Source organism: Vibrio sp. 2130-1 (assembly GCF_033339515.1).
This window is the reverse complement of record NZ_JAWOUT010000003.1, coordinates 446,705-471,703: the sequence shown is the minus strand read 5'-3', so window position 1 is coordinate 471,703 and position 24,999 is coordinate 446,705. Positions and strand designations below refer to the sequence as shown.

Here is a 24,999-nt window from a genome sequence, read left to right as displayed (position 1 = left end):
TAGGTATGCCTATTCGAAGCTAATGGCGATAGAGTGTAGGCAAGATCGACTCTTCACCTGATTTGATCAACACCGCCACAATTGGTACCCATTCATAGCCGCCACTGCGTGGTAAGTAAGACTTGAAGGTAATGACCCCGTCATCTGAAACGTTGATTTCTTCATCATATTCATTCAACTTATAAAAACGTTGTCCATCAAACTCTGCCTTTGCTTTTTCAATTATTTCCTTCGTTGCTGTCGATTGCATCGGCGTATTTGAGACCAGTTGACACCCAACAACAGATGTCAATACGGACAAAGCCAAAGCGAGTTTAGTTATTTTATTCATTTACCTAACCACTGTATAATTATTCAACACTTACCATTTTAAAAGGAGGGAGACCATACTTTATTTTAAAGAAAATAAAAAGCGCCTTTCGGCGCTTTTTATCTGAACATTTCTTATCCAAACGTCTCGAGTAGATTTTCTAGAAAAGCTAACTTTTTATTACAATGAATTTTATTTAGGCTCTCACCGGAATCTATTGCTATTTAACCCCAAGCTTCAAACTCATTAGGCTTTACGTGTTTTATTTTTAATCTAACGTTGGGATCCAGAGCTGTTTCAGTTCCCAATTCACAGTAGTACTCAACAGCATTTTCATCTTCAATCATGTCAACGAAGCTAGCAACGACACTCAACCGTCCACCACCTCTAGTCAATGAAAAGTACGCATTCTTGTTTTCATTTACTTCAAATTTCAAAGGAATGAATTCAGGTTCTTCAAGAGAAATATCTATCCATTTATAGTTATCTAAACTCTTCCCCTTTCGTGGGGCATAAACTGTTTTCAACCCATTTTCGTCAACAACGAAGTACATCGAATTCTCAGCTTGATTAAAGCAAGCTTTCAAACTGCCACCTTTATTTTCTAAATCACACGTAAATATGACAGAATTTTGGTTGCAGCTTGCACTTACAAAATTTGAAAACGACACAATAAATGAAAACCCGACCATCACAATTGATTTATAAATTTCATTGAATTTAAGCATTTCAACTACATTAAAAATAAAAACAATATATTCACTTTATATTAAAATAGTCTTCATCAGGGAATTTTTCGTTGGTTTTGTTAGTACTATACTTTCCATTATATGGATTAATCGTCAGTTCTTCACCATTATTATCAAACTTAAACTGCCTTCCATCAAACTCTCCCTTTATCCTTAAACTTACTCTACCTTCAATAATCTCAACATATTCATATCTTGATGAAAAACTATTCCAGCAAACATCTCGCCTATGTTCGTCATAATTAGCAGAAAAAACTATTGTAGAAGAACAATAATTCTCTTCTCCATTTCTATTCCAATACAAAATCCTATCTTTAGGTATATTCATATTAAAATTATCTCTCTGGAAAATGTAAGACAACACGCCAGTATAATTATTATTAGCGTTTTTTATTATTTTACCATTATCTCTGTCCAATAATGTATGATCGATAATATCAAAACCATAATCGTAAATGTCATAACTAAGGTTCAAACTACCAATCTCTTTTGGAACTTCTTTTTTTTCTGTGTCAAAAATAAAGTATGCTTCGCTATTTATATTACCATTAGTCAAGTCAACCAAATAAAGCTCTTCATTCAATTTAATTAAATCGCTTGTGCCACATGAGTCAAAAAAGCTAAAATCATATGAAGTTCCATTTGCTTTTAGAGAATATTGACAAAAAGGCCCCTCAGCCTCTGTGAATTTTTGCTCTTGCGTAATACTGCTTTCCGCAAAAGAATATGTTGATAAAAAGATTAAACTAAATGTAATCATTTTATTCATTTATCATTAACTCCAGCTTGTGATGTACACTCTTACTTCTTTTATAGTAATTTTTATTGATCATTGAACTATCCTTAAGATAAAACTTACTAAAGTCATAGTTATCGGATATTGAATTACAATTAATCAACTTTGAAAGTTTTAATAAGTTATTTTTTCTCTCTAACAAATGATTGTAACCACCATTTACTGAGATCGTTACACGAAATAGATCATTCTTGGTAGCGAATGGACGAATATCTCCCCAAGCACTACCTTTTACCCAAAACCACCCTGAAGAATCTACTGCCGTGTGTAAATCTTTAGCAACGCTTTCTATCATTTCTTTTGTAAGATCTTTAGTATTCACACCAAAGTATTTAGCATAGTTTTCTATATGTGTTATCTGTAATAAACCACGTCCATGATAGAATGCACCACCTCTGTACTTATTCCATTTCTCTGGATATTTCCCGTTATAATAGTACTCTTCCGTCGTTTTGAAAAAATCACTTTCTTGAAATGCTTGAGACAGAAAGTGGATTTTATTCAAACAATCATCGATTTCATACGTCCTAAACATGTCATTCAAGCTATTTAATAACTCATCTAAAGAAACATTTCTCATACTGTCATAATGAGAGTTCTCAAAAATAGTTTCTTTTCCACCTAAGACTTCAAGTAAAAAACTCTTGGAAATATCACGATTACAGAAACATTTACTTTGGGTGTGATTTCCTACAAAAGGCCAATAATGCCAAAGGCTCTTATCATCGCTTAGTTGCAAATCACCTTGTAAATCTTGCATCCATGAGAACTTATCTGCTCTTTCCAGTTCGAATTGCGAGAAAAGATCAAAGCTATCCATCACTTGATCGCGCCATGGGGAGTTACGGTAGTCCTCTATAGTCACAAAACCAGCGGAGCACTTAATATCTAGAGCTTCCTTTGCGGTCTGATGGATTGATTCATAAAGACTTTGTGACGACTCTGTATGCCAATCTGTAGGATGTTTCACAATAAATCGCTCAAAGTGTTTACGCTTACCGTCTAAGTATACTTTGGCATCGCGAGCAGTGAACGAGGAGAAGTCCGTTACTTGATCTTCTGTCACAGATTCAAGTAATTGCTGAATAAACGAATTACTCATATCAACGGCACCGCTACTATCGGCCCCATCGAGAACAACAAGTGGATTTTCTTCCGCATTTTTGGGAGAAATCTGTTTTTTGAAAAATTCGGGCGGCTCCTCAAAAGAGAACATCTCGATATGCACACGATTATCTTCTTTCTTAGTTCCAATTGCATCGTTACTGTACTCATGCAGTCCCATGTAACCGATATCTTCCCCAGCTGAAACCTTTATCCCCTCTCTAAATAGGAGTGGGAGTAAAGAAACCACACTACCGTCCCTAATCATTGCCGCCTTGTCCGACATCCATTTAGGTTCTGAAACTGGTTCTGATAGGACAGCAGAGGAATCTTCTAAAATGTCAAAGTCACTATTGAGACCCGAAGCAAACCAAACAATCTTGTTTAACAGTGCTTTTTCGCTACCACTTGCCGATTTACCATTCTCTACCACACGGCACTTTATCATTTTGTAGGTATTTTTGTCGATCTGGTATGGATGGGTCTCCTTCTCTTCTGCATACAGGTATTCAAGTAATGTGCCTTTAGACATCGACTGTTTTTTTTCACCAGAATTAGTAGGCACATCACTATGTTTGAAAGTGCGTACATTTCTCGCTTCTTGTAAACGGTAACGCGTGGTTATAGATGAATTGGCGCCAATATCTGAAGGTGGCGCAAGGTGCATATAAAGTGTATAGAATTTAAATACATCTTCACTATCTTCGGGGTTTACAGCCTCATGCTCGATAAGCACAAAGTTATTACTATACTTAAACTCTTGCTCTTGGTACGTTGATGTTAGGTAATCAGGATTTATGCGAAATGCCACTATTTTTCCATCAAGCATCGCTTGAATAGGTCTGAGCCCTTTCCCCCACGGTAACATTTTTGATGTTAAGTGAATGCCACTATGCCAACCGTACCCTTGTCCTATTAAATAACGACCGCTCTTAGCTTGATCAAACAATTTCGTAAAATCACTGAGCGTGTAGTAAGCGTCACCTTCTCGTTGCGCTATCGGAAAAACTGCATCCATGATTTAAATGTCCTAGTCAGAAAAGTTATCGTCAAAAGTGACAAATGATGGGCGGTTCAAGTTGTTTGACTTCGTGTACACCACCGCATTAACCCTACCTAAATTAGTAGCAAAGCTAGATTGGCTCGCTATGTTAACGGTACTCCCAAGGGCCATTGCCGATATAGAAATTAGGGTGTCATTTTTGGTTTCGAAAATTTGGCTAATGACGTCAGGAAGTGCTTGTTTGAAGTGGTTAAGTGCTTTTTTATAACCGTTTATACCCTCTTCAACAGAACTCAACGATCTTGCAGAAGCTTGGCTTTGTATGAAATCTAAACGACCGATGATTTCACTGTTTAGCTCATCGATGTATGAACAGATTTGATTGTTTATCAACGTCCATAAAACAAACTGCAAATACTTCACAGTATTCCCAGTCCCTAAAAAGCGAAGCTTCGCTAATAATTCATAGGGAGGCTCAAACACATCAGCTTGATATAAGACTCTCAATATATCGCCATTTTCGTGCACTTGCTCCAAGAGCAGTTCAACTAAAGGTTCATATTTCTCTAGCGCAGTAGTATCAGTTTGGATGTGATAAAGTGCCGAAACATAAGCATCAGAAAAATCTTTAGAGTGATTTTGACTAATCGCATAAGGAGACGATATACGGCTTTGCTCTAACACAATATCTTTAAAGTCATCATCACTGAAGGATGGGGACATCAATATCCCCCAGTCATTAGCAACCCCAACACGATCTTCCCAAAATGGCGAGCGGCGACCTGCGACAAACGTACAAAAATCATTCGGATCAGGGTAAGTTTCCGTCACAATATTTTCAGCTAAAGATTGGTTCGGCGTATAAGAGTCTTGAGTTTCGCTGAGCACTAACCTGCATTCTTTTAGAGCGAGACCATTAACAGTTGCTTTTCCGCTAGAATCCAGCGCTCCACTCCCAATGACAGCACCTGAAGGTTCGACTAAAGAAAATTGTGCATTAGAGTAAGGGAGCCCATTTGGATATTTGCATTCTATATCCAGCGTATACGTCCCTTCCTGCTCTTCAGTCACAGAAACCGATGGGTTTTGTGCGCCACCCAAACACATAGTGTTAGCTTTGTTCATGGTCATTTGATCGGACAGGCGACATACGCCCTTACCTTCAAATTTAACCGTTGGTGAGGCTGAAATGAATTTTGCTTCGGCTTCTATCGTGCCTGAGGAAACGCCTTTTCTGTCACCGCCCGCATCGCCGGTACTTTTTGAGAACGTACTGCCCTTGATAGCGACACTGTTACCGCCATCCATAGAGACCGTCGTAGTCCCACCTGCAAGGTCTGCTGATTTAGCATTGTTGCCATAAGGGATAGGAACGACTGGCTTGCCGACCTTAGTTAAACAAACATCTGGGAGCGTTGCATTCGCTTCACCACCTGAGCCTTTATGAACTATCGAAAGTCCATTCGCACCAACTGTTACGCCCATAACCAATCCATTTGAATTTTATTGATTGAATGATAAAAGAGATCGCAAACTGCAATCTCTCTAAATAACTAGTGAATTTCACTAAAAGACCAGTGATATTCACAATAAGCCCTAAAACTGGCAGAAGATCTCATTTTAGTTCTCTGGTTATCTATACATTTCAAGCAGTTGCTGAAATTTTAAGTCTATGACGATGTAGGTTGCCGCATACATAAGCGCAAACGTCATCGCACTAAGACTTAAGATCAGCTTGGGTGAAATTACCCTTTTTAACGGCTTCTTTAGATATTTAGCTTTAAGGTTGATTAAAGAAACTTTTTCTTGTTCTGCTAGGCGGTCATCTCGCACTAATCGATAAATGGTGCTGCCAATTTCCGCTAACTTTTCGTTGCCACGCTCTTCACGGCCGTACTTGCCTTGGAAACCGAGTTGAAGCAATAAATAGAGAAACTCTATAACGTGACGGTATTTGCGAGGGTCGGCTTTTAAGCGGTCGAGAATAACGAAAAACTTGTCACCACCAGATGTTTCGTTGTGGAATTCAGACAGTAAGCTGTTCTGGCTCCAGTGACTATTTGCCCCCCACTCTTGTCGACAAACAGATTCATCAATCGCCGCACACAAGCAGTAACGAATAACAAGAACCGAAGCACGATCGAGCTCCATTTCATTAAGTTTTCGTTCACCTTTTCGAATCTCACGTGCCACTTGTTCACGAAATGGCATCGGGTCATCAAGCCAAGGGATCGAAGACATACAAGACAGACTGGCGATCAACCATGAGAACTGGTCCACTAGCGGGTTAATACCCATGTTGTCGATAGATAGATCTTGTACTGCGATGTTTCTCGACAAGTCAGGCGCTGGCATTACCTCCATTGGTTTGCCAGGCTCTGGTTGGAATAAGACTACGGTGACGTCGGTTTCTGCGTAACTCATAGACGAACGGCCCAAAGTTGCAATGATAAGTTAGCGAAATCGCCCGCAACGTGAATCGCAATCGCAGCAGTGTTCTTCAATGCCATCCACTCTTCGCCCGTTTTATCGAGCTCGAAATAGGTGTAGCCAGCGTGATACGGCAGCGCACGTGGCACTACTGGCATTGGTTTGATCTCAATCCCAGGCAGTTGAAGGTTAATCAAGTCACGTATGTTATCGATAGAACCGATCTTCGTTTGGCTGACAAACTGGGTATGCAGGACATCCAAGGTCACGTCAGCTTTAACTGCGAGGATAAAGGTCGTCGTATCAATGATCTTATTGTCAGGGATTGCTGCCGTTCTGATGCCATAGTTCTGATCTTTTAAGGTCAGTGGAATTGCTCTTTGCTCAGACATCACGCTCAATGTCATTTTCGCACTGTCTAGGACGCGAGAAAGACAGCTAGTAAGATCACCATGATTGTACTTCGTAAACTCAATAGGTCGGCGTGTCGTTGAGCACAGCGTCGAAAGCTCACCTTCTGCCTGAAGAAGAATTCGATACAAAGACTCAGGATGCACAGCTTCTGTGCTGGCGAAATGCCAAAACAAGGGTTCGTATCGGTTGAGCGCTTGCAATAGCATAAAGTCAGAAACCGATGATACACCTTGTTGATCCACCACCCCTAATCGCTGAACTATCGATTCCGCGCGATGCTTCAACATAGAAGCAAACTCGGTCGCAAATTTACTCAGTACTGTCGACGCATGAATATCGATACAGGTAGGAATGAAACTATCATCTAAGATCACGCTGCCATCAGGCTTCACTTCTGAGATCTTTAAGATCGGAATAGACGTGTAAGCACTCTTATCTTCATGATCGTACATTAAGCAAAAGTTAAGCTTACCGACGACGATATTTGCCATGTCTTCCGAATCATAACAAGCGTCAACCGCTTCTTGAGATTCCATCGTATAGCGCGCACCGTCTTTTTTGGTGCCAAATAACTCAGAGCGTTCCGATGGTAACGGACAGCACAAATAAACGACTTTATCGGCAATCGAAGGATCTACATCTTTCACTTCAGGCAGCTCAGCAAGCAACGGAAGCTCAAATGGTGTCCTGTCTTGTAAAATACCTTCAGCACGAGTAATACCGATTTTACCCAGTGCTAGTAACTGAGAGTTGATTTCTAAACGTTTAATTCCCCAATGCAAAGGCGATGCATTGGCACTCAGTAGGCTCGATAGTTTACTTTGCGAACGATCGAGTTGTTGAAAATGCTGCGGCTTCATGAACATTCCATCTTGCCAAACAACTGGATTGTATAAAGACATGTTTCTATCCCTTAAAAGTAAACCTGTTCAATGCCGCGAGTGTTATCAGAAATTAACTCACTGCCCTCTAACTTGAGCTTGATGTAGTACTCGCTCTTCTCTTCAATAACTTCCACTTTTCGCCATGACGAACCATCAATATCACGAAAAGCCACTGAAAAACCGACGGCACGAGTGTCAGGGTCTAGCGTTAGCATTTCATGAACTTTTCCACCTGGCTGTATTTGATATTCGTAACGTTTGATGTACTCATCACCCAACGACGCTTTATCGCTCTCAAACAAGGCAAAGAAATCTAAGCTTCGGAACAATACTGGCGAACTTAATTCGTGAAGACGAAGAATAACTGGAGATGACTGGCCCCCATTTCTCACATTGAGTACAGGTGATGCCTCAATAACCAATTCAATCGACGAAGTTTCTGGTGTGATACCCGTGGACTCTTTAAATTGATCCCACATGGAACAACCGGACAACATGGCAAATCCGAGTAATACAGCGATACTACGCATGGTTTCCCTTAATCACTTTGTTATAGTTTTTCTTAATCAGCCCTTTTAAGGATGTTTCATTAAGCAGGCGACGATTATTAGTGTAGAAATCTAGGTATTCTGCCCACAGCTTTGACTTAGTTGAGAACAAAGACTGGCTAGCGACCCTGTTAGCAAATGCTACGGGATCGTTCGTTTCAGACTGTTCTAAAACGAGCTCATTCAGTGCTTTGTTAAGCATCACTTGGTGGTCGTTCAGCTCATCGAGCATTTGTTCAACCAGTTCATTTGGAGCCAGTAATTGCTGACTATTCAAAGTGAGCATTAGCTCTGCAATGTTCGAGTTAGCCTCACTCGCACTCTGCTCATCTTTTAACGATTCCACTTCGTGCAACTCTTTCTGTAGGTTATCAATACATAAACGCAAGCAAGTGCCCATTTGCTTGAATAACTGCGCCTCGTTTGTCATCAACTCTGGATTTCGAATACCCAAACCATCAAAAAACGCTTGCGCTATATCTTGAGAGCAAACGGCCGCATCAGTATCGACTTGTGCTTTCGTCGTGGTTTTTATCGCATGCTGTTCCGTAAGTATTTGAAGTTGCTGATTAGTGTTAGGAGAAGGCGTAAAAGATTGGGTCATCTCTTCCCATTTTGACCCTGTATTAGCCTGCTCTACGACCATCTCAGTTACATTAGGCGTACGATGTTGTCTTTGAATCGCGCTATCTGGGGCTACTGTGCCAGGTTGCATCACCTCAGCTGAGGCAATATCGGCTCTATGTGGCTTACCGCTTTCTGGCGCTAATGCGTCATTGACTGATGCGTTACTCTTGGTTTCCGCAGCCATCCAGTCTTCAGGGATTAGGCTTGGTTGATCAAATTCGGAATATATACTGAAACTGTCATCGACCACCTGACGCGTGCTTTCCACGGTTCTAGGTTGTTCAGATTCTGTACGCTCATTATCACGAATTAAGTAATCGTCATCTCGCTGCATCGAAAAGTTAAGGTGAGCAACAGGATCATGACAATCAATGTCATCCTGTTTAGTCTCCATAAACAAATCTTCTAAGGCACCGACTTTTTCTTCCTCTTCGACAACCGCATCTCCTAGACTAACCAGAGGATCGCTAGATACTCGCTCAGGAGCAATATCAGCGGCGATGTCTAGTGTTGAGGTAACGTGCTCAAGAGAAACACCAATCTCATATTGCCCTAAAGAAATGATGTCACCATCAACTATCGCAACGGGTTGATTTTTTAGTATTTTATTCCCATTTACCATTGTGCCGTTAGTTGATACGTCACTTATATAGTAGGTATCTCCATACACGCTGAGCAAACAATGAGTGCCCGATATAAAGCGGTTGTGATCGGCTAAAGACACGCTACAGCTTGGGGAACGACCTATCGAACCACCACTTTCAGGCATTTCAATATGCTTTGCACCGGTGTATTCCTCTGGACACTTTGAGATAAATAAAACTAGCTGATTTGAGTACATTTACGAACCTCAAAAGAGCAAAGAAACTGATAGTTCAAGCCCACCAATTCCATCATTTACAACCGGAAGGATATAAGAGGCCTGCGGGATAATTTGTATATGGGCGTCAGGATTACTGCCTAACTTTATAGCAGTACCAAGGGTCACAACCGCACCTAACTCAAACTGGTCGATGTCTTCAACACTCTCATAACGATAGCCCTCTTGGTCTACTTGCCAGCGATTAGAATATTGCGAGTAACCGACAGACAAGCCCGCACCAACGTATGGCGTGAAAACACTCCAAGAAGTCAACGCATATTGAGGAACAACACGAAGTTCATAGTTCGTCGCTTCTTGATATAAGCCGTTTGCTGGCGCTTCAATATCTTCTGCTAGATAGTTTAGCCCTAACCACCAACGCCAACGGTTATTGTTTTCATCAATAGGACGAGTATGAACCAAGCCGAACCTAAGCGTATCCTGCTCACCACTTTTACCTTCATCGTATTTAATGCTATCGATAGTCAACATACTGGTAGAGAGTCCATATCGCTCCCCTTTTGCCATTACAACAGAAGAAAATAGACACATGGCTGAAATCAGCCCAATTTGACTTGGTTTTAGCATTTCGTCCCTCTAGGAAAACCGATATTCTACTTAGAGGCGAAAGATATCAATTATATTCTCTTTTTCAATAAGCCTAAAAAAACACCTATAATTTAATACATTTCAACTATCAGGTTGGTTGTTTTACCTACAAACAAAAACTAAAGAACCGACTACAGATTAAGTGACGAGACAGTAAATCTTTCTATTTAAATAGAAGTAACAGAATTTGATTGCTAATTGGACAAAACGTAATCTCCGATAACAATTTAGTTACTTTTTAATCAACGTTCTCATCTTCATATATAAGTTTCTTCTTATAAATAGACTTAACTATTGATATTAATATTATGAACAAAGATCACACTAAAAGTAATTTAATTTCTTTTAATGAATTTTTATTATCTAATCCGCTTATTTTGTCTATAGAATTGCGACAGATGTGCACTGCTTATAATTTAATATAACAGTAGTGAAATCCTATATAACTTAATACTTCTATATGATCAGTTGGAACTTTCCTTATGTTTTTTACCGACTTCGCTCGAAGACCAATCGATGAAAATAACCCAAGCGGCTCTAATCCTAATGGTTCTGAGGATTTTGACGAAATTAAACGTCAAATAAACAACCTGAATAAAGTCACAGGGAGAGTCTCGTGGAAAACGGTTCAAACACTCTCAAAAAAGATCTTGAGTACCCAAGCGAAAGACCTACGTTGTTGCTGTTACTTTACCGTTGCGTCAACCTATAACGACGGCTTAAGAGGCCTTGTTGAAGGGTTAAACTCAATACTTGATGTGTGTGTCGTATATTGGTTCAACGCGTATCCAGAGCATTCAAAGTCAAAGGCACGAATGAGCGCTATTGAATGGATGGTAGAGCATACTGAAAAACGAATTAATAAGCATCGGGCGTTACCAGAAGAGCTTCCATTGATAGAGGCAGCACATCAATTATGCTTGAGGATTGAGGAAGAGCTTCGTCTTCATTACGGTATTGAAGCGCCGTCATTAGGTCGCATTCGCCGTATTTTGAATCAATGGATTGAGCAGATAAAAGAACAACAGATTGCGGCTGAGTTACGCGAGAAAAAACAAGCCAACACTAGCGCTCCTGCAGCAACGCAGAAGGCACCTGAAATTAAAGTGAATGTGTCTCCCTCTCCAGCACCGGTGTCATCACCCAACCTAAATAGCCAAGAGAAAGCATCACCGGCAAAGTCTGGTCGATTTATGATCTACTTCGTTATTGGTTTGATTGTTACTGCGATATGTTCACATTTCATGTACGAGCAACAACGTTATCGAACATTGGAACAAAAAATTAATCAAGCTTCACTTAATGAACTTGTAAATTTGGTCGCCTCGTTAGATTACGAAAATAAAAAATATGCTCAGTCATTGAAAACGCAGGCCATTAATCGTGTCGATATTATGATGAATAACTGGTTTTTAGACTCGGCAAAAGTAAGTAACGTCAGCGAGCTCGATAGCTTGACCAATGAATTAATCGCGATCTATCCGGATTCGTCTTCTGCACAGCAACTACGTCAGAACTTTTTGACACAGAGCGCCCATTTAGAAGACCAGTTTATGGATGTTTATAAGCGATTCTCAGACGCAAGAACGGTGTTTGCCAACGTAGCTAGACAGAATGTAGATAAGAACTCTGAAAAGGCGTACGAATACAGTAACTCGTTATTCCCGCTTTTAGGTCGTATTGAATACGCTGAAAAGTATTCACAGCAAAAGGAAATTGACCGCGCAACCCTTTTACTGAACATCTACCTATATAAATTGAGTCAGCTACAAGCTGAAAAAACTGACAATAAATAACAATACAATTAAAGAAGTTTTAGGCTTATGTTCAAACAAAAACTGTTTAGAAATCCAGTGGTGATTTCTACTATATTGATGTTTTTAGTGGCTGCAATTATCACCACTATTTATCTGCTTTTTCTTGACGAAATCGATCAACTTTATCTTTGGCTGACCCTTGGTGCTATCGCCATTGTTTACGTCACTTTTCAATTCACATTATGGTTGAAGAAAAAGAACAACGCTAAAGCTCAACATTTGGAAACCGAGGAAGAAGCACTTTCTATGGTTATCCAGCCTCTTCTTGCTAACTCAGGCAAGAAACCAATTTACCTGATGCTTGGTAATAAAGGATCAGGGCGACGTCAATTTTTATTTAATTCTAGTGCAATCAAACCGATGGATCGCACTAGAACCGCTAAGAATGACTTTTTTGAATGGTACGAATCTGACAGCGCTGTATACATCAAACCAGACCAACGCTTAGTGTTCCAGGAAGTATCAAGCAGTGATGCTTCTTTATGGAATACGTTCATTGAAGAAGTTATTCATCATCGACCTCGAAAGCCATTTTCTGGGTGTCTATTCTTCACCGATTTCGAGTTCATGATCGTCTCTGAGCCAGAGCAAAAAGAGTACACCATTTCGTCGTTATTGGCGCGCTTGAGTACCATCAACTCTAAAACGTCTTCAGCATTGCCAATCTATTTGATTATGTCAAAGCTAGACAAGTTAGATGGCTTTAAAGAATACATGCACTTTAGCTCTCTCAAGACACGTGTTGAGTTCCTCTCTATCCCACTAAAAGAAGCCAAAGGTGTATTTGCAGAGTACTACCGCGATAGCTATCGAAATCTAGTGAGAGTGCTTGAAAGTAATGCGCTAGATGCATCCGCTAATTCAACGGACATTGATGAGAAACAAGCAATACTCGCTTTCCCTAAGCAGTTTGAGCTATGTCAGTCTGAAGTCAGCTATGTGCTTGAGCGTCTATGTGATGTTAACAACGGTGTCTATTCACTAGACATCCGTGAGATTTTCTTTAGTTCGAGTCTGCAAGGCGGTCGCAAGTACAATTTACTTGCAAAAAGTTGTAGTAATTACTTCAACTTACCTATTATCGCGTCAGAGCATACTCAGTTAACAGAAACGCCTTATTTCTCTCGCTTTCTGATTGATTCACAAATATTGCCGGAAAGCGACTTTGCGGGCGAAAACAAGACGTATCTTCGTCTAATTCAGAGACAAAGCCGTTTGGCAATACTCGGCTCCATTATCCTGCTTACTGGGGGCAGTTACTTCTTTTTCACGACATTAGACAGTAACTTACATGTGATGAATCAACTCTTGAGTATCGATGACAAATCACAAGTGGAGCAAGATGCAAGATTCGATGAGCTTTTAGCGAAGGCGACGAAAGCAATAGAGCCTTCTTATGGGGCGTGGCTTAAAGGTTCTAAGGCTTTGGATGAAGAGATATTACCACTCAACATTAGCCGTTTGGATCAAAGCACTCGCATCGCTTACGAAGCATTACTTAAGGACGTTGCTCAACAGTTGATACCTCTCATTGAGAAAGGTTACCGTCTACAACTGACACAAAATCAAAACACTTTTACACGCGCTTTACCTCTATTGAAGGGGTATCTAATGCTAAACGATCCAACAAAGCGTGATATCCGTTTTTTGCGTCATCAAACTCTCCAAATGATGAACGATTTGAGCAACCAAAGTGACGTCGTCAATCAGGCGATGCGCTATTTGGACGCTTACTTTCGCACACAGTTTGATCCAATTGATATCAATATGGATCTTGTTCGCGCAACACGTCGCTCATTGCTAGCAAATTCGAATGTTGATCTCGTTTATGCAGGCATTTTAAACGAAGCAAATTCGATTGATTTAGGAACCCTAGATCTGCAACGAGCTGTGGGTTTTGAGTTTAGCAATGTATTCAACACACCAATCGATAGTGAACGCTTGATCGTAGATAAGATCTATACCTCCACTGGTTTTAGCACTTTTTATCGACCACGCGTGGACCTAATGTCACAACAAGTCATCAGTGACAACTGGGTTTTAGGTCTGTCACAACACGTTATTCCTACTAGTGAAGAACAAGAAGCCTTCAAAGAGGAAGTACGTAAAAAATACACTGATGACTACATCAGTAATTGGCGCAATGCGCTGAGTGAACTAAAAGTCCAGAACTATGACAATGTCGGCGATCTAACGAACGCGATAGACTTAATCTCGGGCCCTTCTTCACCAATGACAACCGTACTGAAACAGGTCTATGCCAACACACAATTTTCACCCGTTGGTGAAAAAAATGCTCTGATTTCAAAGCTAGACCCGAAACTCGTGGCAGCGGCAGACTCCGCATCAGACGCAGTAGAGGAAGTAGTTAAACCTGATTACTTGTTGATGAAACGTGTTGAACAAGCTTTTCACTTATTAAACCAACTTCAGGTCAGTGAAACACCAAACTCCCCTACTCCTTGGGATGAGACCGTAGCTGCGTTAAGCCGTGTTCGCACATATATGAAAGACATCGCTGATGCACCTGACCCGCAAATGGCGGCGCTAGCGGCAGCTCAGCATCGAATGAACAGCAGTGAAGCTGACCCATTAATAAAACTTAAACAGATTGCCCAAAAATCACCGGAACCCGTTCGTAGCTGGTTGTTAGATGTGGTTCAACAAAGCTGGTCAGTCATGATTAAAGAGTCCGCTAAAGGCATTCAAACCCAATGGTACAGCGAGATTTACACCAAGTTTAAAGAGATAGGGCTGGGACGATACCCATTTGATCTAACAGCGACCGAGGAAATCTCAATTGAAGATTTTGAATTACTGTTTGCTTCAGGTGGCTTGTTAGACACATTTATTCAGAAAAATTTTGCACCGTTCTACGATACCAATTTGTGGACGCCAAAACAGGTGGATGGCGAGACGATGCCAATCTCTCCGGCTCTGTTAGTGCAACTGCGTAACTATAACGTTATTCGAGACACATTAATTAATAAAAGCACTAACCGCGTTCATATTCCGTTTAGTGCAAGAGTACTCGATCTTGATTCTAGTGCGATTAGAGCGAGCTTAAAAATTGCAGATACCAATATAAGTTACTACCACGGTCCAAGCCGCATTCGTGAAATGGCATGGCCACCGCAAAATGGTGACTTCAATATAAGTATCACACTCCAGGATGTAACCGATGAAGGCAGACAGCACGTTTTAAATAAGAGTGGTCAATGGGCGATATACAGATTGCTAGGTGACTCGACCTTGACAAACACTCATAACGGCAGCTTCGTCAGTGACATAAAAGTGTCAGGGAGGGACTTGAGCTTACGCATCACTCCGTTGACACAGAAAAACCCATTCACTCTTGCTGAGCTGTATAACTTTACGCTCCCAGAGTCGATTTAATAACAATATAAAAACAAAATAGGCAGAACACATGATTTCAAACATGACTTTACAAGGTTTAGATAAATTAGATCGAAAAATACTTTCAAGTCTATTGTCGAATGGGCGAGAGTCGATTGCGAATCTATCCCGAAACATTGGTTTGTCTCGAACAGCAGTAGCAGAAAGAATTAATCGTTTAGAAAAGACCGGTATTATCAAAGGCTATACCGCACAGATTCGTGTAGAAAATGAAGGGCGAAAAGCCGCTAGTTATCTACTGATCTCTTGTGAAAAGGGTAAGAAGAATGATGTAACGAATGCACTTAAAGAAATCCCTGAGGTTCGCTTAACGAGCGTTGTTGGTGGCAACTTTGATATTATTGCCCTAATTGAAGCGCCCGACCTGCAGTCTATTCATCATCTTTGTAATGAAATTGAATCATTTAACGGCATTCAAAGGCTTGATACTACCGTTGTACTGCATCAGCCGATCAGTCGTTAAGCTTTTCTGACCTCTTTGAGGAAAACATAAAGGGCCGCTCGTTGAGCGGCTTTCTTATATGCTTCCGATAAGTCGAATTTTGGCGTCTTTATCACCTGGGTTGCCAAGCCAGAACGTTTGACCTAGTTGGTTCCCTTCTCCATTACCCAGTTTGTTTTCTGGAATACTGTCTAAGTTAACTGTCAACTTTAGGTCCCACGACATTGGGTCACGCAGAATAAAGCGCATCAAGCCCACCAGCGTCTTATGTAACTCACCATCGTAGGAAAACTGCTTAAACGTTTCAAAATCAATGTTGTCGATACACAAGTTAAACTTGCCGTTCAAATCCGCAATGCTTTGTCCCAAGTGCAGGCTTTGCCCCAACACACAGTTAGCGCGATTGAGTTTATTACGTTGGCTTTCTGCAATCTCGACCCGCCGATAAACCCATTCTTCGATTCGCACATTCGGCAGTGAAAAGTAGTGCGAAACAATACCGGAAATAAGCTTGGGTGAGCGTGTACGCGTAGATAACTGGTTCACGTAAGACAGAACTTTCGCTCGATCTAACTCCGCGACTTCACAATCTTGCATAACACTAGAGAGACCAGCCAAATGCAGTATGCGCCCAGAAAACGCATCGCTTGCCCCGCTTTTGTACTGCACGTGATATCGGTATTTCTTCCAAACACGATACAGTAAGCTTGTATAGCGGTTGTGGAAAAAGTCGAAGAAATCCTTCACTGGGTTATCATCGGGATCACGACCGACGAGTTTCTCAGTGTAAGACGCAGGTAGGGGCGAGCTTGAACCATGCAAGCCAAGAAAGTTCGTCTCAATACGTGAATATTGCTGTCCGTTTCTTTCCATATGAGTAATAAAGTCCATATCACTCTTTGGAAAGCACAGGTTTGGCGACACGCTGAACTCAATTCGCTCTTGATGGAAGTATTTGTTCTCGCCCACGGCAACAAAATTTGAGTTTGGCTCCAGCTGGTAGTGTTTCTCTAACAGCAACACTGCTTGGTAGAAACTAAACTCATTCGACTTATCAGAAAGTGTGTTAATCATAGTATCGTCTGCTGCCCGATTAGGCTTGCCCAGTTGTAAACCTCGCCCGTCGCTTCATCGAACACCTCTAGTTCGGTAAAGGAGTTCACACTCGAATACAAACGGATAAATTCATTCAATACCGTGGCCATAAGGAACATATCGCCTTCATTTACGAAGAACTTAGAGTCCGTCACGAGCTTGAATTGGTTACCACGCACAGATACACCACGAAATACGCGATCGATTGGTTTCATCTCTGAAGAAATAATGCCATCAAGTCGATGAATCGACGCGCGGTGGGCTTGTCTATCGACTCGAGAGTGGAAGTCGTAAGTCGAGAGCAACACTTTCAACACATCGATATTGGCCAAAGACAAGTAGTTGAGCGACATGTTGGCAATCAACTGCCATTGAAGTTCACCATTAACCTGAGGACTTACTGACTGTGTTGGCTTAGTAATGTTTTTAAACGTCGCATACGTTGGCGATTTGTGCGTCGCGTAAGTGATGTCTCCTACTGACAGGCGCTCCGCTAAGTCTGCGTTACTGCATTGCAGTTTCATCAATACTGTTTCAGTCCCTAAATCCGCGATGTCGCCATTGTGAGTATGGAATGAGATATAGCGCTCTAACCCTCTTCCGCTTACTCGCTCGCCCACTTTGGATTTGTAGAATTCTCGCTTATCACGCTGGTTGATTTGGTGCTCAAACGATTCAAATTCAATCAGTGGTTTTCGGCGACGCTCGTCTTTACTCCAGCTCTCCACTTGCTCAATGGAATAAACCTCGTAATGCTCCTGAGTGTTACTTTGTGGACGCACCTTGTACTCGTTTCGTCGATGCTCTAAGCGGATTGGATCGCCGTCTTTTTCAAACAAGTTAACCGCAGGTGTGCAGTGCAACCTTAAGTGTTTATCTTTAAGTACCACTTCTGAAGGCAAAGCACGCTTAAAGTGGAATTTGATTTTGACCGTGCTGCGTTGCGGAATGCCTTTTAGCCACTCTAAGCCTTTAATGTCGAAGAACATGAACTTATCTGGCAAAGAGAAGAATTCTTGCAGCAAACGGTAGCCTGCAAAGGAATTTTTGCTGTAAGGCAGCAGCGCCTCGTCCTCTTCATGCCCGACTGGCTTAACGTACTCTGGCCCTAAACGATGTTTGTAGCCACCACCAACATCCAACTCGACGTAATCTAGATAACGGAACAGCCATAAGAAGACAGTGCGAGTAATATGAATCTCACCATGCAGGTGCAAACGCAACGTATCTAAACCGATACGAGACAGTTCCAGGCCATGCTCCGTCGATAACGTCACATCAATCATCGAGCTGGTGCGGCTGTTAGTTTGTTCAATGTTAGTAATCGTAATTGGGTATAGATTGACGTCATAACAAGTACGGAACAAACACTGCGTGCCTTCTACCTGCTCGCTGGCCATTTCCGCACCACGTTTCACCACGGTTTTCTCAGTAACACTTCCGGTATGCGGTTTTAGTTCGCTAATACACAAAGACGGAATCGAACGCATGTAATGTGGCCACAGCAAAGTCATCAGAGATTGCGTTAGCTCAGGAAGTTCATCGTCAATCTTTTCGCGGATGCGTCCGGTCAAAAAAGCAAAACCCTCCAGCAATCGTTCGACATCTGGATCAAAAGTTCCTTCAGAGAGAAAGTGAGTTAACTTCGGATGATATTTGGCAAACTCACTACCCGACTCGCGTAAATACGTGAGTTCATCTTGAAAGTATTTACTGTTACTCAAGTGGCACCTACTAAACGTTAAATTGGCCGTCGGTTCCCATGTAGACATCGATCGACATTGGGACTTTACCGCCGTTATGGGAAACTTCGCCGCGAATACCAAAGCCGAGTTGTAATGGATTATGGTGGTCTTCACGGTAATGAACCTCGACATTCAGCAGTCGGGGCTCAAAGCGTTCTATGGTTGACGTGATGTTTTTTTGAATATGGCGAACGAGGTTTGTGTTGTTAGAAAGTACGTCGTTAAAATCTGGCAGACCATACTCATTGTCGATCATTGCGTTGCCGGAGTGCGTATTCAACAAGTCAGCAAGATGCGAGTGAATGGATTCAATCAAATGCTTATGAGACACCACTTTCTCGTAGCAGTTTTTTGGTTCTCCTAGCTCGATCCGCTCTAAAAGACGGTAACCTTTTTCCATGTGCGGTCCTACGAAAAAAGCAGCCAGTCTTCACTGGCTGCTTGATGGTTTCAGTAATGGGTTATTGGTCTAGCTTACCAACTAGAGACAAGTCGAAGCTTGCGCCCATGTACTTGAAGTGAGGACGTACAGACATCGATACTTTGTACCAGCCTGGATCGCCTTCTACGTCAGATACTTCAACCTTCGCAGCACGAAGCGGACGGCGACCACGAACTTCCGCTGGCGGGTTCTCTTGGTCAGAAACGTATTGACGAATCCACTTGTTCAGTTCGATTTCTAGGTCAGAACGCTCTTTCCAAGAACCAATTTGCTCACGCTGTAGCACTTTGATGTAGTGCGCTAAACGGTTGATAATGAACATGTAAGGAAGCTGAGTACCTAACTTGTAGTTCATCTCAGCTTGTTTGCCTTCCGGCGTATTCGCAAACACTTTTGGTTTTTGAACAGAGTTTGCAGAGAAGAACGCCGCGTTGTCAGAACCTTTACGCATGGTTAGCGCAATGAAGCCTTCTTCCGCTAGCTCGTACTCACGACGGTCAGAAACCAGGATCTCGGTTGGGATCTTAGTCTCGATTTGACCCATAGCTTCAAAGTTGTAAACCGGTAGATCTTGTACAGTACCACCGCTTTGAGGACCAATAATGTTCGGACACCAACGGTACTTAGCAAATGATTCACTGATCTTAGACGCCATCGCGTACGCTGAGTTACCCCATAGGTAATTATCATGGCTGTCTGTCACTTGCTCATCGTAGTCAAACGCCTTGATTGGGTTATCTTCAACAGAGTAAGGCGTACGTAGCATAAAGCGAGACGTACATAGACCTAGGTAACGTGCATCTTCGTGCTCACGCAGACCACGCCATTTCGCGTACTGTGGACCTTCAAATACAGACTTCAGATCTTTTAGGTTTGGCAGCTCTTCGTAGCTGTCTAGGCCAAAGAATTTAGCCGATGCAGACGTGATGAATGGTGCGTGAGACATTGCACCTACGTTCGCCATGTATTCCATCAGTTTGATGTCAGGCGACGAGGCAGACATAGCGTAATCACAAATGACGGCGCCAACAGGTTTACCACCGAACTGGCCGTATTCACGTGTGTAGATTTGCTTGTACAGGCCAGACTTCACCACCTCTGGAGCGTCTTCGAAGTCATCAAGAACTTCGTCTTTCTTCGCAGAGATCAGTTCGATTTGAATGTTCTCGCGGAAGTCAGTGTGATCAACCAGGTACTTAAGGCCACGCCACGTTGATTCAATCGCTTGAACTTCTTCGTTATGAAGAATTGCATCAACTTGCTTAGACAATTTTTGGTCGATTTCAGAGATCATCAGATCAACCAGAGATTGGTCGACTTTCTCTGTGTTCGAACTGCTTAGTAGCTCACTGATGAATGCTTCTACGCCTCGTTTTGCAACGTCAAAACCTTCATCACTTGGCTTTAAACGTGTTTCGTTAAGAATGCTATCCAGAAGTGAGCCTGATTCAACTAAGGCTGCTTCTTGTTCTGGCGCTTGTGCTTCTGCAGACATGATATCCCTTACTCTTCTTTCGCGTCTTGGTCGTTGCCAATGCTTAGTTCATCCAACAGTTTCTTTCTCGCTTCTTCATCTTGAAGAACCGATGCGATCTTCTTACGGAACGCAGGAACATTTCCTAGAGGACCTTTCAGTGCAACCAAGGCTTCGCGAAGCTCAAGTAGGCTGTTTAGTTCAGGTACACTTTTCGCGATCGCTTCAGGAGAGAAGTCCTTCATATTTTGGAACGTCAGATCAACACCAATCTGGCCGCCTTCTTCATCAGAAAGACGGTTTTCAACGTTGACTTTAACGTTTGGAGACATGCCCTCTAGCACTTCGTTAAAGTTGTCTTTGTCGATGTTAATTGGAGTACGTTCTTCAATTGGTGTCTCATCTGCACGCGCAGTAAAGTCGCCAACTACCATCATGCTTAGCGGCAGCTCTACGTCTTCTTGCGTATCGCCAGTTGCTGGAACATAACGGATATTAATTCGCTCTTTAGGAGCCACCGAGCCGTCACGTGACATAATTCGTTCCTTATCTAACTCTTTAATTAGTCGTAAATTGCTTTCCACTCTTCATACTTCTCAGGTAGAAGATCCTTGCTTCCAAATAACCGATGGAGTGTTTTTCGAATTAGGTCTTCTAACTGTGACGATAAGTGGGGTTCCCAGCTCTCGAGATTAAACGCTTTTTGTACTTCCCACCCCTTCTCAAGATACGGCAAACACAACGGGTATAATCCAACAGACTGGTAAGCTGCTATCAATTGTAAATACAGCATGAACTGCCCACGTCCCGAGCTATCCAGCTCAAGTTTGCGGGCAAGCTCTGCGGCACATTCCCCTAGATTTTCTAGAGTGATATCCTCCATTGGCAGCGAGTCTTCCTGCGAAATCACAACCGTTTGAACAACGGGTTGAGAAGTCGAAGAAGTAGTATCTTGAGTCGATAACCAGCTCAAGGTCGCTTCATCTGCAAATGGTATAGAATTCTTAAATGAGAGGTGCTCGATGCCCTCTAGCGATTCAACAAAACGCGTCACTTCTTGTTTCACAGCAAGCGCTGCATCATCAAAGCCCAAATTATTAAGCATCGAATACACGAAGTAATGGCCCGTCAGCCAAAACGGCGCATCCGTTAATGTGCGCTCCAAACGCTTAATGGTGTCGATGTCGCTTTCTTGGTCAGCTTTATCTCGGTATTCCGCTTGTTGATCGGACGACACTGCCAAGCTCAAAGGCGTTTGATTATTTTGGTGGTCGGGTAGACCATCAATGTCATCCCAAGTCAGATGACGATAAATCCGGTAAGCCAGCGGATCACTTGGGTTCGCATGAAGCATGACTACCGCAACCTTCTTCAAGGTGCGCTTAGAAGCCGTCGGCGAAGAGAAGTCCGTATCGACATCGACTTCTTTTGCTACCGCTTTCTTAACTGGCGCAGGTTTAGGGGCCGGCGGAACCGCCTTCACCGGTGCGGTTTGCACTTCACTCTGCGCTGGCGTTTCTTCGGCAGCAGGCTGCGTAGCTGGTGCAGGTGCCGCTTGTTCGACGTTAACGACTGCATCATCGCTCTGCTCATCAGCCACCGCTTGTTGAGATAAGACATTGAGTTGAGTGCGAATCTCAAAGAAATCCGCTTCTGAGTCTTGGTAAACCTCGTCGTACTGGCGCTGCACTTCTTCAATAGTCGAAATGCAGTTTGATACCAAATCCCATGACTGAGCGCTTTTCGCTAACTTGCTGCTGACCAGTTTAAACTGATGGTTCAACCATTCGACTGCGCCATCTCGACCCCGCTTTCGCGAAGGATACAATTCAACGCCAAAGCGACTTAACGCCTCACTAAGCAGCTTTAGACCTTGTTCAAAGCCTTGCAGACCAAACTCTTCTGTTAGCGCGCGAACGAGGTAACAAATGGCTTTTAAGTCTTTACTGTGGTGCTCTAGAACTTCAGTCGCGTGCGTTTTTACCACGCTCCAATCTACTGTTTCGCCAAACAAGGAACCGAATTTCTTCACTTCGGACTCCATCATTTCATAGCAAAACTCGTAACGGGCATCGTTTCCCACTGGAGATTCATCAGAAATAGGATTAAGCAGACGATCGATATCAATGTTGGACAAAATTCACGTCTCCTTCAGTCAAGTAATCTCTCAACGCACGCGCTACCGCAATTGCGCCATTTGCTGGCTTAGATAATCGATGGCTCTGCTCAATCGCATCCGACGCCATGCTATCTAGAATTTTCGTGATTTCTGTAAATTTACTTGGTGCATTCCGTTCTAAATCGGCAAGGGATTCATGTAGCTTTTGTTTGTCGTAAACGGATTGCTCCATCACGGTGCTAAACAAAATAAATTCGCTTCTTGCGACGATTAAATCCTTTATTTTTTTGTCTAGTTCTGGCGTATTACCGAAGTAGGCTTTGGCTAATTCGGCTTCTTCAATTGCTTTGGTGTAAAAGTGCGCCTCTGCATGTTTATCGATGGAGTAATTAATATTTTCCATCACAGCCTTTGGTAAGATTTGGTTGTAAAAATAGGCTTGTGACTGGTTTAACAACCATGCCTCTTTCATTTCATTTTCTGCGAGCTTAGCTTCACCATCTAAAATTAAGCGAGCAATCTGCTTATCTCGACTGCCAGCTATGGCAGATACTTTCATGGAATCGATAGACGCGACATTTAACCCAGACATCACTTTAGTCAACGCCTCATCCGCATATGGAAACAGAGCACCGTCACGAACAAGGGTTTCTCGCAAGGTGACAAGCTCCTTACGTAATTCGACTAATGCCATTGGTAAGCCATCCGCTAACGATTGATACGACGTTAACTGAGCCTGTTTTTCTTCATATAAATTCGAGAGGCTTAACTGCTGAGCTTGATATGCTGTTCGATAAGCTTCTGTCATATCAATACTCTGAGTAGCTTGAGACAATTCTTCTTTGATTTTCCATGGAGGCTGAGCCAAAAAAGAAGCCGTTTCAGAGGGCGTAATAACGTGAGTTACAGTAGTGACACCTCGGGAAAAAATGGCATCCAATTGATCTTTATTCTGTTGATACAAATAACTTCCTGCTGTTGCCAGCACACTCAACACTAAGCTCGCCTCTAATATTTTAAAGCGACCATACGCCGTTTTATCATTTGGCTTACAGTGTGTAAGCAGCAAGTCCGCGTTACGCAAGCTACTGAAAATTGGTGCGTTAGAATTTGAGCTAATTGATTGCGTATCGATTCGCGCTAACTGTTGAGCAAAAGAAATAGCGGTATAGCCATGCCCTCTTGGTTTGTTGATGACTTCTTTCAGCAATTTCCAAATATGAACCGGGATCAAAGCCGGACGCTTTCGGTCTTTTAACTGCTTATTCCAAGCATCACCAAATATTGAGCCTAAAAATAGATGTCCAGCGAGCAAAGCGAGAGAGTAAACATCATCTTGCGGTTCCGCGATGCCAGTTTCTATATAAAGAGGGGAAGCGTAGCTCAAGCTTGCCTCTGCGTAAGGTTCTGTCTCTCCAATGTAACGAGCAGCGCCGAAATCAATGAGCTTAACGTAATCGCCTTCACTCACTAATACGTTAGATGGTTTAATATCAAGATGGCAGATACCTCTTGTATGCATAAACTCTAGAGCGCCAGCGAGTTGATACACCAACCAAGCGATGTGGTCGTGGCGGAAGCCTTTAGAAGAATGACGCTCCATTTTTTCTGCCAGTGATTCACCTTGGATCCACTCGTACATCAAATATGGGCGTTCGAATTCGTTGCCGATTTTTACAAAGTTAGCCACGCTAGGGTGTTGAGAAAGCTCCAGCCTGCTCGCTTCGTTAATCAACATTTTGCTCGCAAATTCTGGCGAGTCATCATTGATAACTTTGCAACAGATTTGCTTCTCTGGCTGCCCTTTTTTTGCAAGATGGTAAACCGTTGTCTTACCATTTCTAGAAGGAAGCTTGTCTAATACATCAAACTGTGAAAAAAGCACGTACTCAAGCTTCGGCTTATTTTTTTCTGCTAGCCTTTGCTCATTCAGTTTCTTTTTCTCAATAGCTTTAACAACCAACTGATCGATATATCCTTTGGCTGTACTCTGATTATTAGACACTTAGTACTCTTTCATAGAATAAATATTATTAGAGTTGAATAATATTTTCTTGAACGTACTTGTATCAAGGTTGGTATTTAAAACAAACAGTAAGCCTATTATTTTAG

Annotated in this window: 19 protein-coding genes and 1 pseudogene; 3 read left to right on the top strand and 17 right to left on the bottom strand. The window is 42.2% G+C overall.

Translation table 11 applies throughout. From position 1 onward, the window contains the following. Positions 1 to 19: 19 nt before the first annotated feature. The 10 genes and pseudogenes from R7Q09_RS06780 to R7Q09_RS06735 all read right to left on the bottom strand — a co-directional run bounded on the left by R7Q09_RS06780 (position 20) and on the right by R7Q09_RS06735 (position 10,315). Complete coding sequence (locus tag R7Q09_RS06780; protein WP_318071254.1) at positions 20 to 331, bottom strand: hypothetical protein; 312 nt, start codon at positions 329 to 331, stop codon at positions 20 to 22. A 203-nt stretch (positions 332 to 534) separates the two neighbouring features. After that, the gene (locus R7Q09_RS06775) at positions 535 to 1,038 is read right to left on the bottom strand and encodes a hypothetical protein (protein ID WP_005373343.1); all 504 of its coding nucleotides are present in this window, start codon (positions 1,036 to 1,038) and stop codon (positions 535 to 537) included. A gap of 31 nt (positions 1,039 to 1,069) precedes the next feature. Continuing rightward, the gene (locus tag R7Q09_RS06770) at positions 1,070 to 1,828 is read right to left on the bottom strand and encodes a hypothetical protein (RefSeq protein WP_005373345.1); all 759 of its coding nucleotides are present in this window, start codon (positions 1,826 to 1,828) and stop codon (positions 1,070 to 1,072) included. Next, positions 1,821 to 3,977, bottom strand: coding sequence for a hypothetical protein (locus R7Q09_RS06765; protein ID WP_213866785.1), 2,157 nt, complete (start codon positions 3,975 to 3,977; stop codon positions 1,821 to 1,823). Before R7Q09_RS06765 ends, R7Q09_RS06770 begins: the two co-directional genes overlap by 8 nt. 902 nt (positions 3,978 to 4,879) lie before the next feature. Then, a pseudogene (locus R7Q09_RS28800) lies at positions 4,880 to 5,447 on the bottom strand (DUF4150 domain-containing protein); the annotation flags it as partial. A 147-nt stretch (positions 5,448 to 5,594) separates the two neighbouring features. Further along, on the bottom strand, positions 5,595 to 6,386 hold the full coding sequence (gene icmH, locus R7Q09_RS06755) for a type IVB secretion system protein IcmH/DotU (protein ID WP_005373354.1): 792 nt from the start codon (positions 6,384 to 6,386) through the stop codon (positions 5,595 to 5,597). Then, on the bottom strand, positions 6,383 to 7,708 hold the full coding sequence (gene tssK, locus R7Q09_RS06750) for a type VI secretion system baseplate subunit TssK (RefSeq protein ID WP_005373357.1): 1,326 nt from the start codon (positions 7,706 to 7,708) through the stop codon (positions 6,383 to 6,385). The genes icmH and tssK overlap by 4 nt, the downstream gene beginning before the upstream one ends. An 11-nt stretch (positions 7,709 to 7,719) precedes the next feature. Continuing rightward, positions 7,720 to 8,220 (bottom strand): type VI secretion system lipoprotein TssJ, encoded by a 501-nt coding sequence (gene tssJ, locus R7Q09_RS06745; RefSeq protein WP_005386118.1) that lies wholly within the window; start codon positions 8,218 to 8,220, stop codon positions 7,720 to 7,722. Then, a complete protein-coding gene (locus R7Q09_RS06740; RefSeq protein WP_318071252.1) occupies positions 8,213 to 9,706 on the bottom strand; it encodes a type VI secretion system-associated FHA domain protein in 1,494 nt (497 codons plus the stop codon). The genes tssJ and R7Q09_RS06740 overlap by 8 nt, the downstream gene beginning before the upstream one ends. 9 nt (positions 9,707 to 9,715) lie before the next feature. Further along, the gene (locus R7Q09_RS06735) at positions 9,716 to 10,315 is read right to left on the bottom strand and encodes a hypothetical protein (protein WP_132937161.1); all 600 of its coding nucleotides are present in this window, start codon (positions 10,313 to 10,315) and stop codon (positions 9,716 to 9,718) included. Positions 10,316 to 10,818: 503 nt separating this feature from the next. Here R7Q09_RS06735 and R7Q09_RS06730 point away from each other — a divergent pair. Genes R7Q09_RS06730 through R7Q09_RS06720 form a run of 3 tightly spaced genes read left to right on the top strand, consistent with a single transcriptional unit; the run spans position 10,819 to position 16,033 of the window. Continuing rightward, positions 10,819 to 12,132, top strand: a complete 1,314-nt coding sequence (locus R7Q09_RS06730; protein WP_005386112.1) for a type VI secretion system ImpA family N-terminal domain-containing protein — start codon at positions 10,819 to 10,821, stop codon at positions 12,130 to 12,132. Positions 12,133 to 12,159: 27 nt separating this feature from the next. Then, on the top strand, positions 12,160 to 15,549 hold the full coding sequence (tssM, locus tag R7Q09_RS06725) for a type VI secretion system membrane subunit TssM (protein WP_167416124.1): 3,390 nt from the start codon (positions 12,160 to 12,162) through the stop codon (positions 15,547 to 15,549). 31 nt (positions 15,550 to 15,580) lie between these two features. After that, positions 15,581 to 16,033 carry an Lrp/AsnC family transcriptional regulator gene (locus R7Q09_RS06720; protein ID WP_005373369.1) on the top strand — a complete coding sequence of 151 codons (453 nt, stop codon included), beginning with the start codon at positions 15,581 to 15,583 and terminating at the stop codon, positions 16,031 to 16,033. A gap of 54 nt (positions 16,034 to 16,087) precedes the next feature. Here the strand turns inward: R7Q09_RS06720 and tssG are convergent, their stop codons facing one another. From tssG to R7Q09_RS06685, 7 genes are all read right to left on the bottom strand, one after another. Further along, entirely contained in the window at positions 16,088 to 17,086 is a 999-nt protein-coding gene (tssG, locus tag R7Q09_RS06715) for a type VI secretion system baseplate subunit TssG (RefSeq protein ID WP_171344910.1), read from the bottom strand. Next, positions 17,083 to 18,831: a type VI secretion system baseplate subunit TssF gene (gene tssF, locus R7Q09_RS06710; RefSeq protein ID WP_017633756.1), complete on the bottom strand. Its 1,749-nt coding sequence runs from the start codon at positions 18,829 to 18,831 to the stop codon at positions 17,083 to 17,085. The genes tssG and tssF overlap by 4 nt, the downstream gene beginning before the upstream one ends. Positions 18,832 to 18,841: 10 nt before the next feature. Next, entirely contained in the window at positions 18,842 to 19,252 is a 411-nt protein-coding gene (gene tssE / locus R7Q09_RS06705) for a type VI secretion system baseplate subunit TssE (RefSeq protein ID WP_005373376.1), read from the bottom strand. Positions 19,253 to 19,313: 61 nt separating this feature from the next. Next, positions 19,314 to 20,789 (bottom strand): type VI secretion system contractile sheath large subunit, encoded by a 1,476-nt coding sequence (tssC, locus tag R7Q09_RS06700; protein ID WP_005373378.1) that lies wholly within the window; start codon positions 20,787 to 20,789, stop codon positions 19,314 to 19,316. A gap of 8 nt (positions 20,790 to 20,797) precedes the next feature. Next, entirely contained in the window at positions 20,798 to 21,304 is a 507-nt protein-coding gene (gene tssB / locus R7Q09_RS06695; RefSeq protein ID WP_005373381.1) for a type VI secretion system contractile sheath small subunit, read from the bottom strand. A 26-nt stretch (positions 21,305 to 21,330) separates the two neighbouring features. Next, positions 21,331 to 22,905, bottom strand: coding sequence for a type VI secretion system protein TssA (tssA, locus tag R7Q09_RS06690; RefSeq protein WP_318071251.1), 1,575 nt, complete (start codon positions 22,903 to 22,905; stop codon positions 21,331 to 21,333). After that, positions 22,892 to 24,892 (bottom strand): serine/threonine protein kinase, encoded by a 2,001-nt coding sequence (locus R7Q09_RS06685; RefSeq protein WP_154204263.1) that lies wholly within the window; start codon positions 24,890 to 24,892, stop codon positions 22,892 to 22,894. Before R7Q09_RS06685 ends, tssA begins: the two co-directional genes overlap by 14 nt. Positions 24,893 to 24,999: the final 107 nt, after the last annotated feature.

What these genes read in the sequence shown, in the direction of transcription:
- tssG (WP_171344910.1), bottom strand. Translation starts at nt 17,086, where the DNA reads ATGATTAACACACTTTCTGATAAGTCGAATGAGTTTAGTTTCTACCAA.
- R7Q09_RS06720 (WP_005373369.1), top strand. Translation starts at nt 15,581, where the DNA reads ATGATTTCAAACATGACTTTACAAGGTTTAGATAAATTAGATCGAAAA.
- R7Q09_RS06780 (WP_318071254.1), bottom strand. Translation starts at nt 331, where the DNA reads ATGAATAAAATAACTAAACTCGCTTTGGCTTTGTCCGTATTGACATCT.
- tssE (WP_005373376.1), bottom strand. Translation starts at nt 19,252, where the DNA reads ATGGAAAAAGGTTACCGTCTTTTAGAGCGGATCGAGCTAGGAGAACCA.
- tssM (WP_167416124.1), top strand. Translation starts at nt 12,160, where the DNA reads ATGTTCAAACAAAAACTGTTTAGAAATCCAGTGGTGATTTCTACTATA.
- tssJ (WP_005386118.1), bottom strand. Translation starts at nt 8,220, where the DNA reads ATGCGTAGTATCGCTGTATTACTCGGATTTGCCATGTTGTCCGGTTGT.
- icmH (WP_005373354.1), bottom strand. Translation starts at nt 6,386, where the DNA reads ATGAGTTACGCAGAAACCGACGTCACCGTAGTCTTATTCCAACCAGAG.
- tssB (WP_005373381.1), bottom strand. Translation starts at nt 21,304, where the DNA reads ATGTCACGTGACGGCTCGGTGGCTCCTAAAGAGCGAATTAATATCCGT.
- R7Q09_RS06775 (WP_005373343.1), bottom strand. Translation starts at nt 1,038, where the DNA reads ATGCTTAAATTCAATGAAATTTATAAATCAATTGTGATGGTCGGGTTT.
- R7Q09_RS06765 (WP_213866785.1), bottom strand. Translation starts at nt 3,977, where the DNA reads ATGGATGCAGTTTTTCCGATAGCGCAACGAGAAGGTGACGCTTACTAC.
- R7Q09_RS06730 (WP_005386112.1), top strand. Translation starts at nt 10,819, where the DNA reads ATGTTTTTTACCGACTTCGCTCGAAGACCAATCGATGAAAATAACCCA.
- R7Q09_RS06740 (WP_318071252.1), bottom strand. Translation starts at nt 9,706, where the DNA reads ATGTACTCAAATCAGCTAGTTTTATTTATCTCAAAGTGTCCAGAGGAA.
- R7Q09_RS06770 (WP_005373345.1), bottom strand. Translation starts at nt 1,828, where the DNA reads ATGAATAAAATGATTACATTTAGTTTAATCTTTTTATCAACATATTCT.
- tssC (WP_005373378.1), bottom strand. Translation starts at nt 20,789, where the DNA reads ATGTCTGCAGAAGCACAAGCGCCAGAACAAGAAGCAGCCTTAGTTGAA.
- tssK (WP_005373357.1), bottom strand. Translation starts at nt 7,708, where the DNA reads ATGTCTTTATACAATCCAGTTGTTTGGCAAGATGGAATGTTCATGAAG.
- R7Q09_RS06735 (WP_132937161.1), bottom strand. Translation starts at nt 10,315, where the DNA reads ATGCTAAAACCAAGTCAAATTGGGCTGATTTCAGCCATGTGTCTATTT.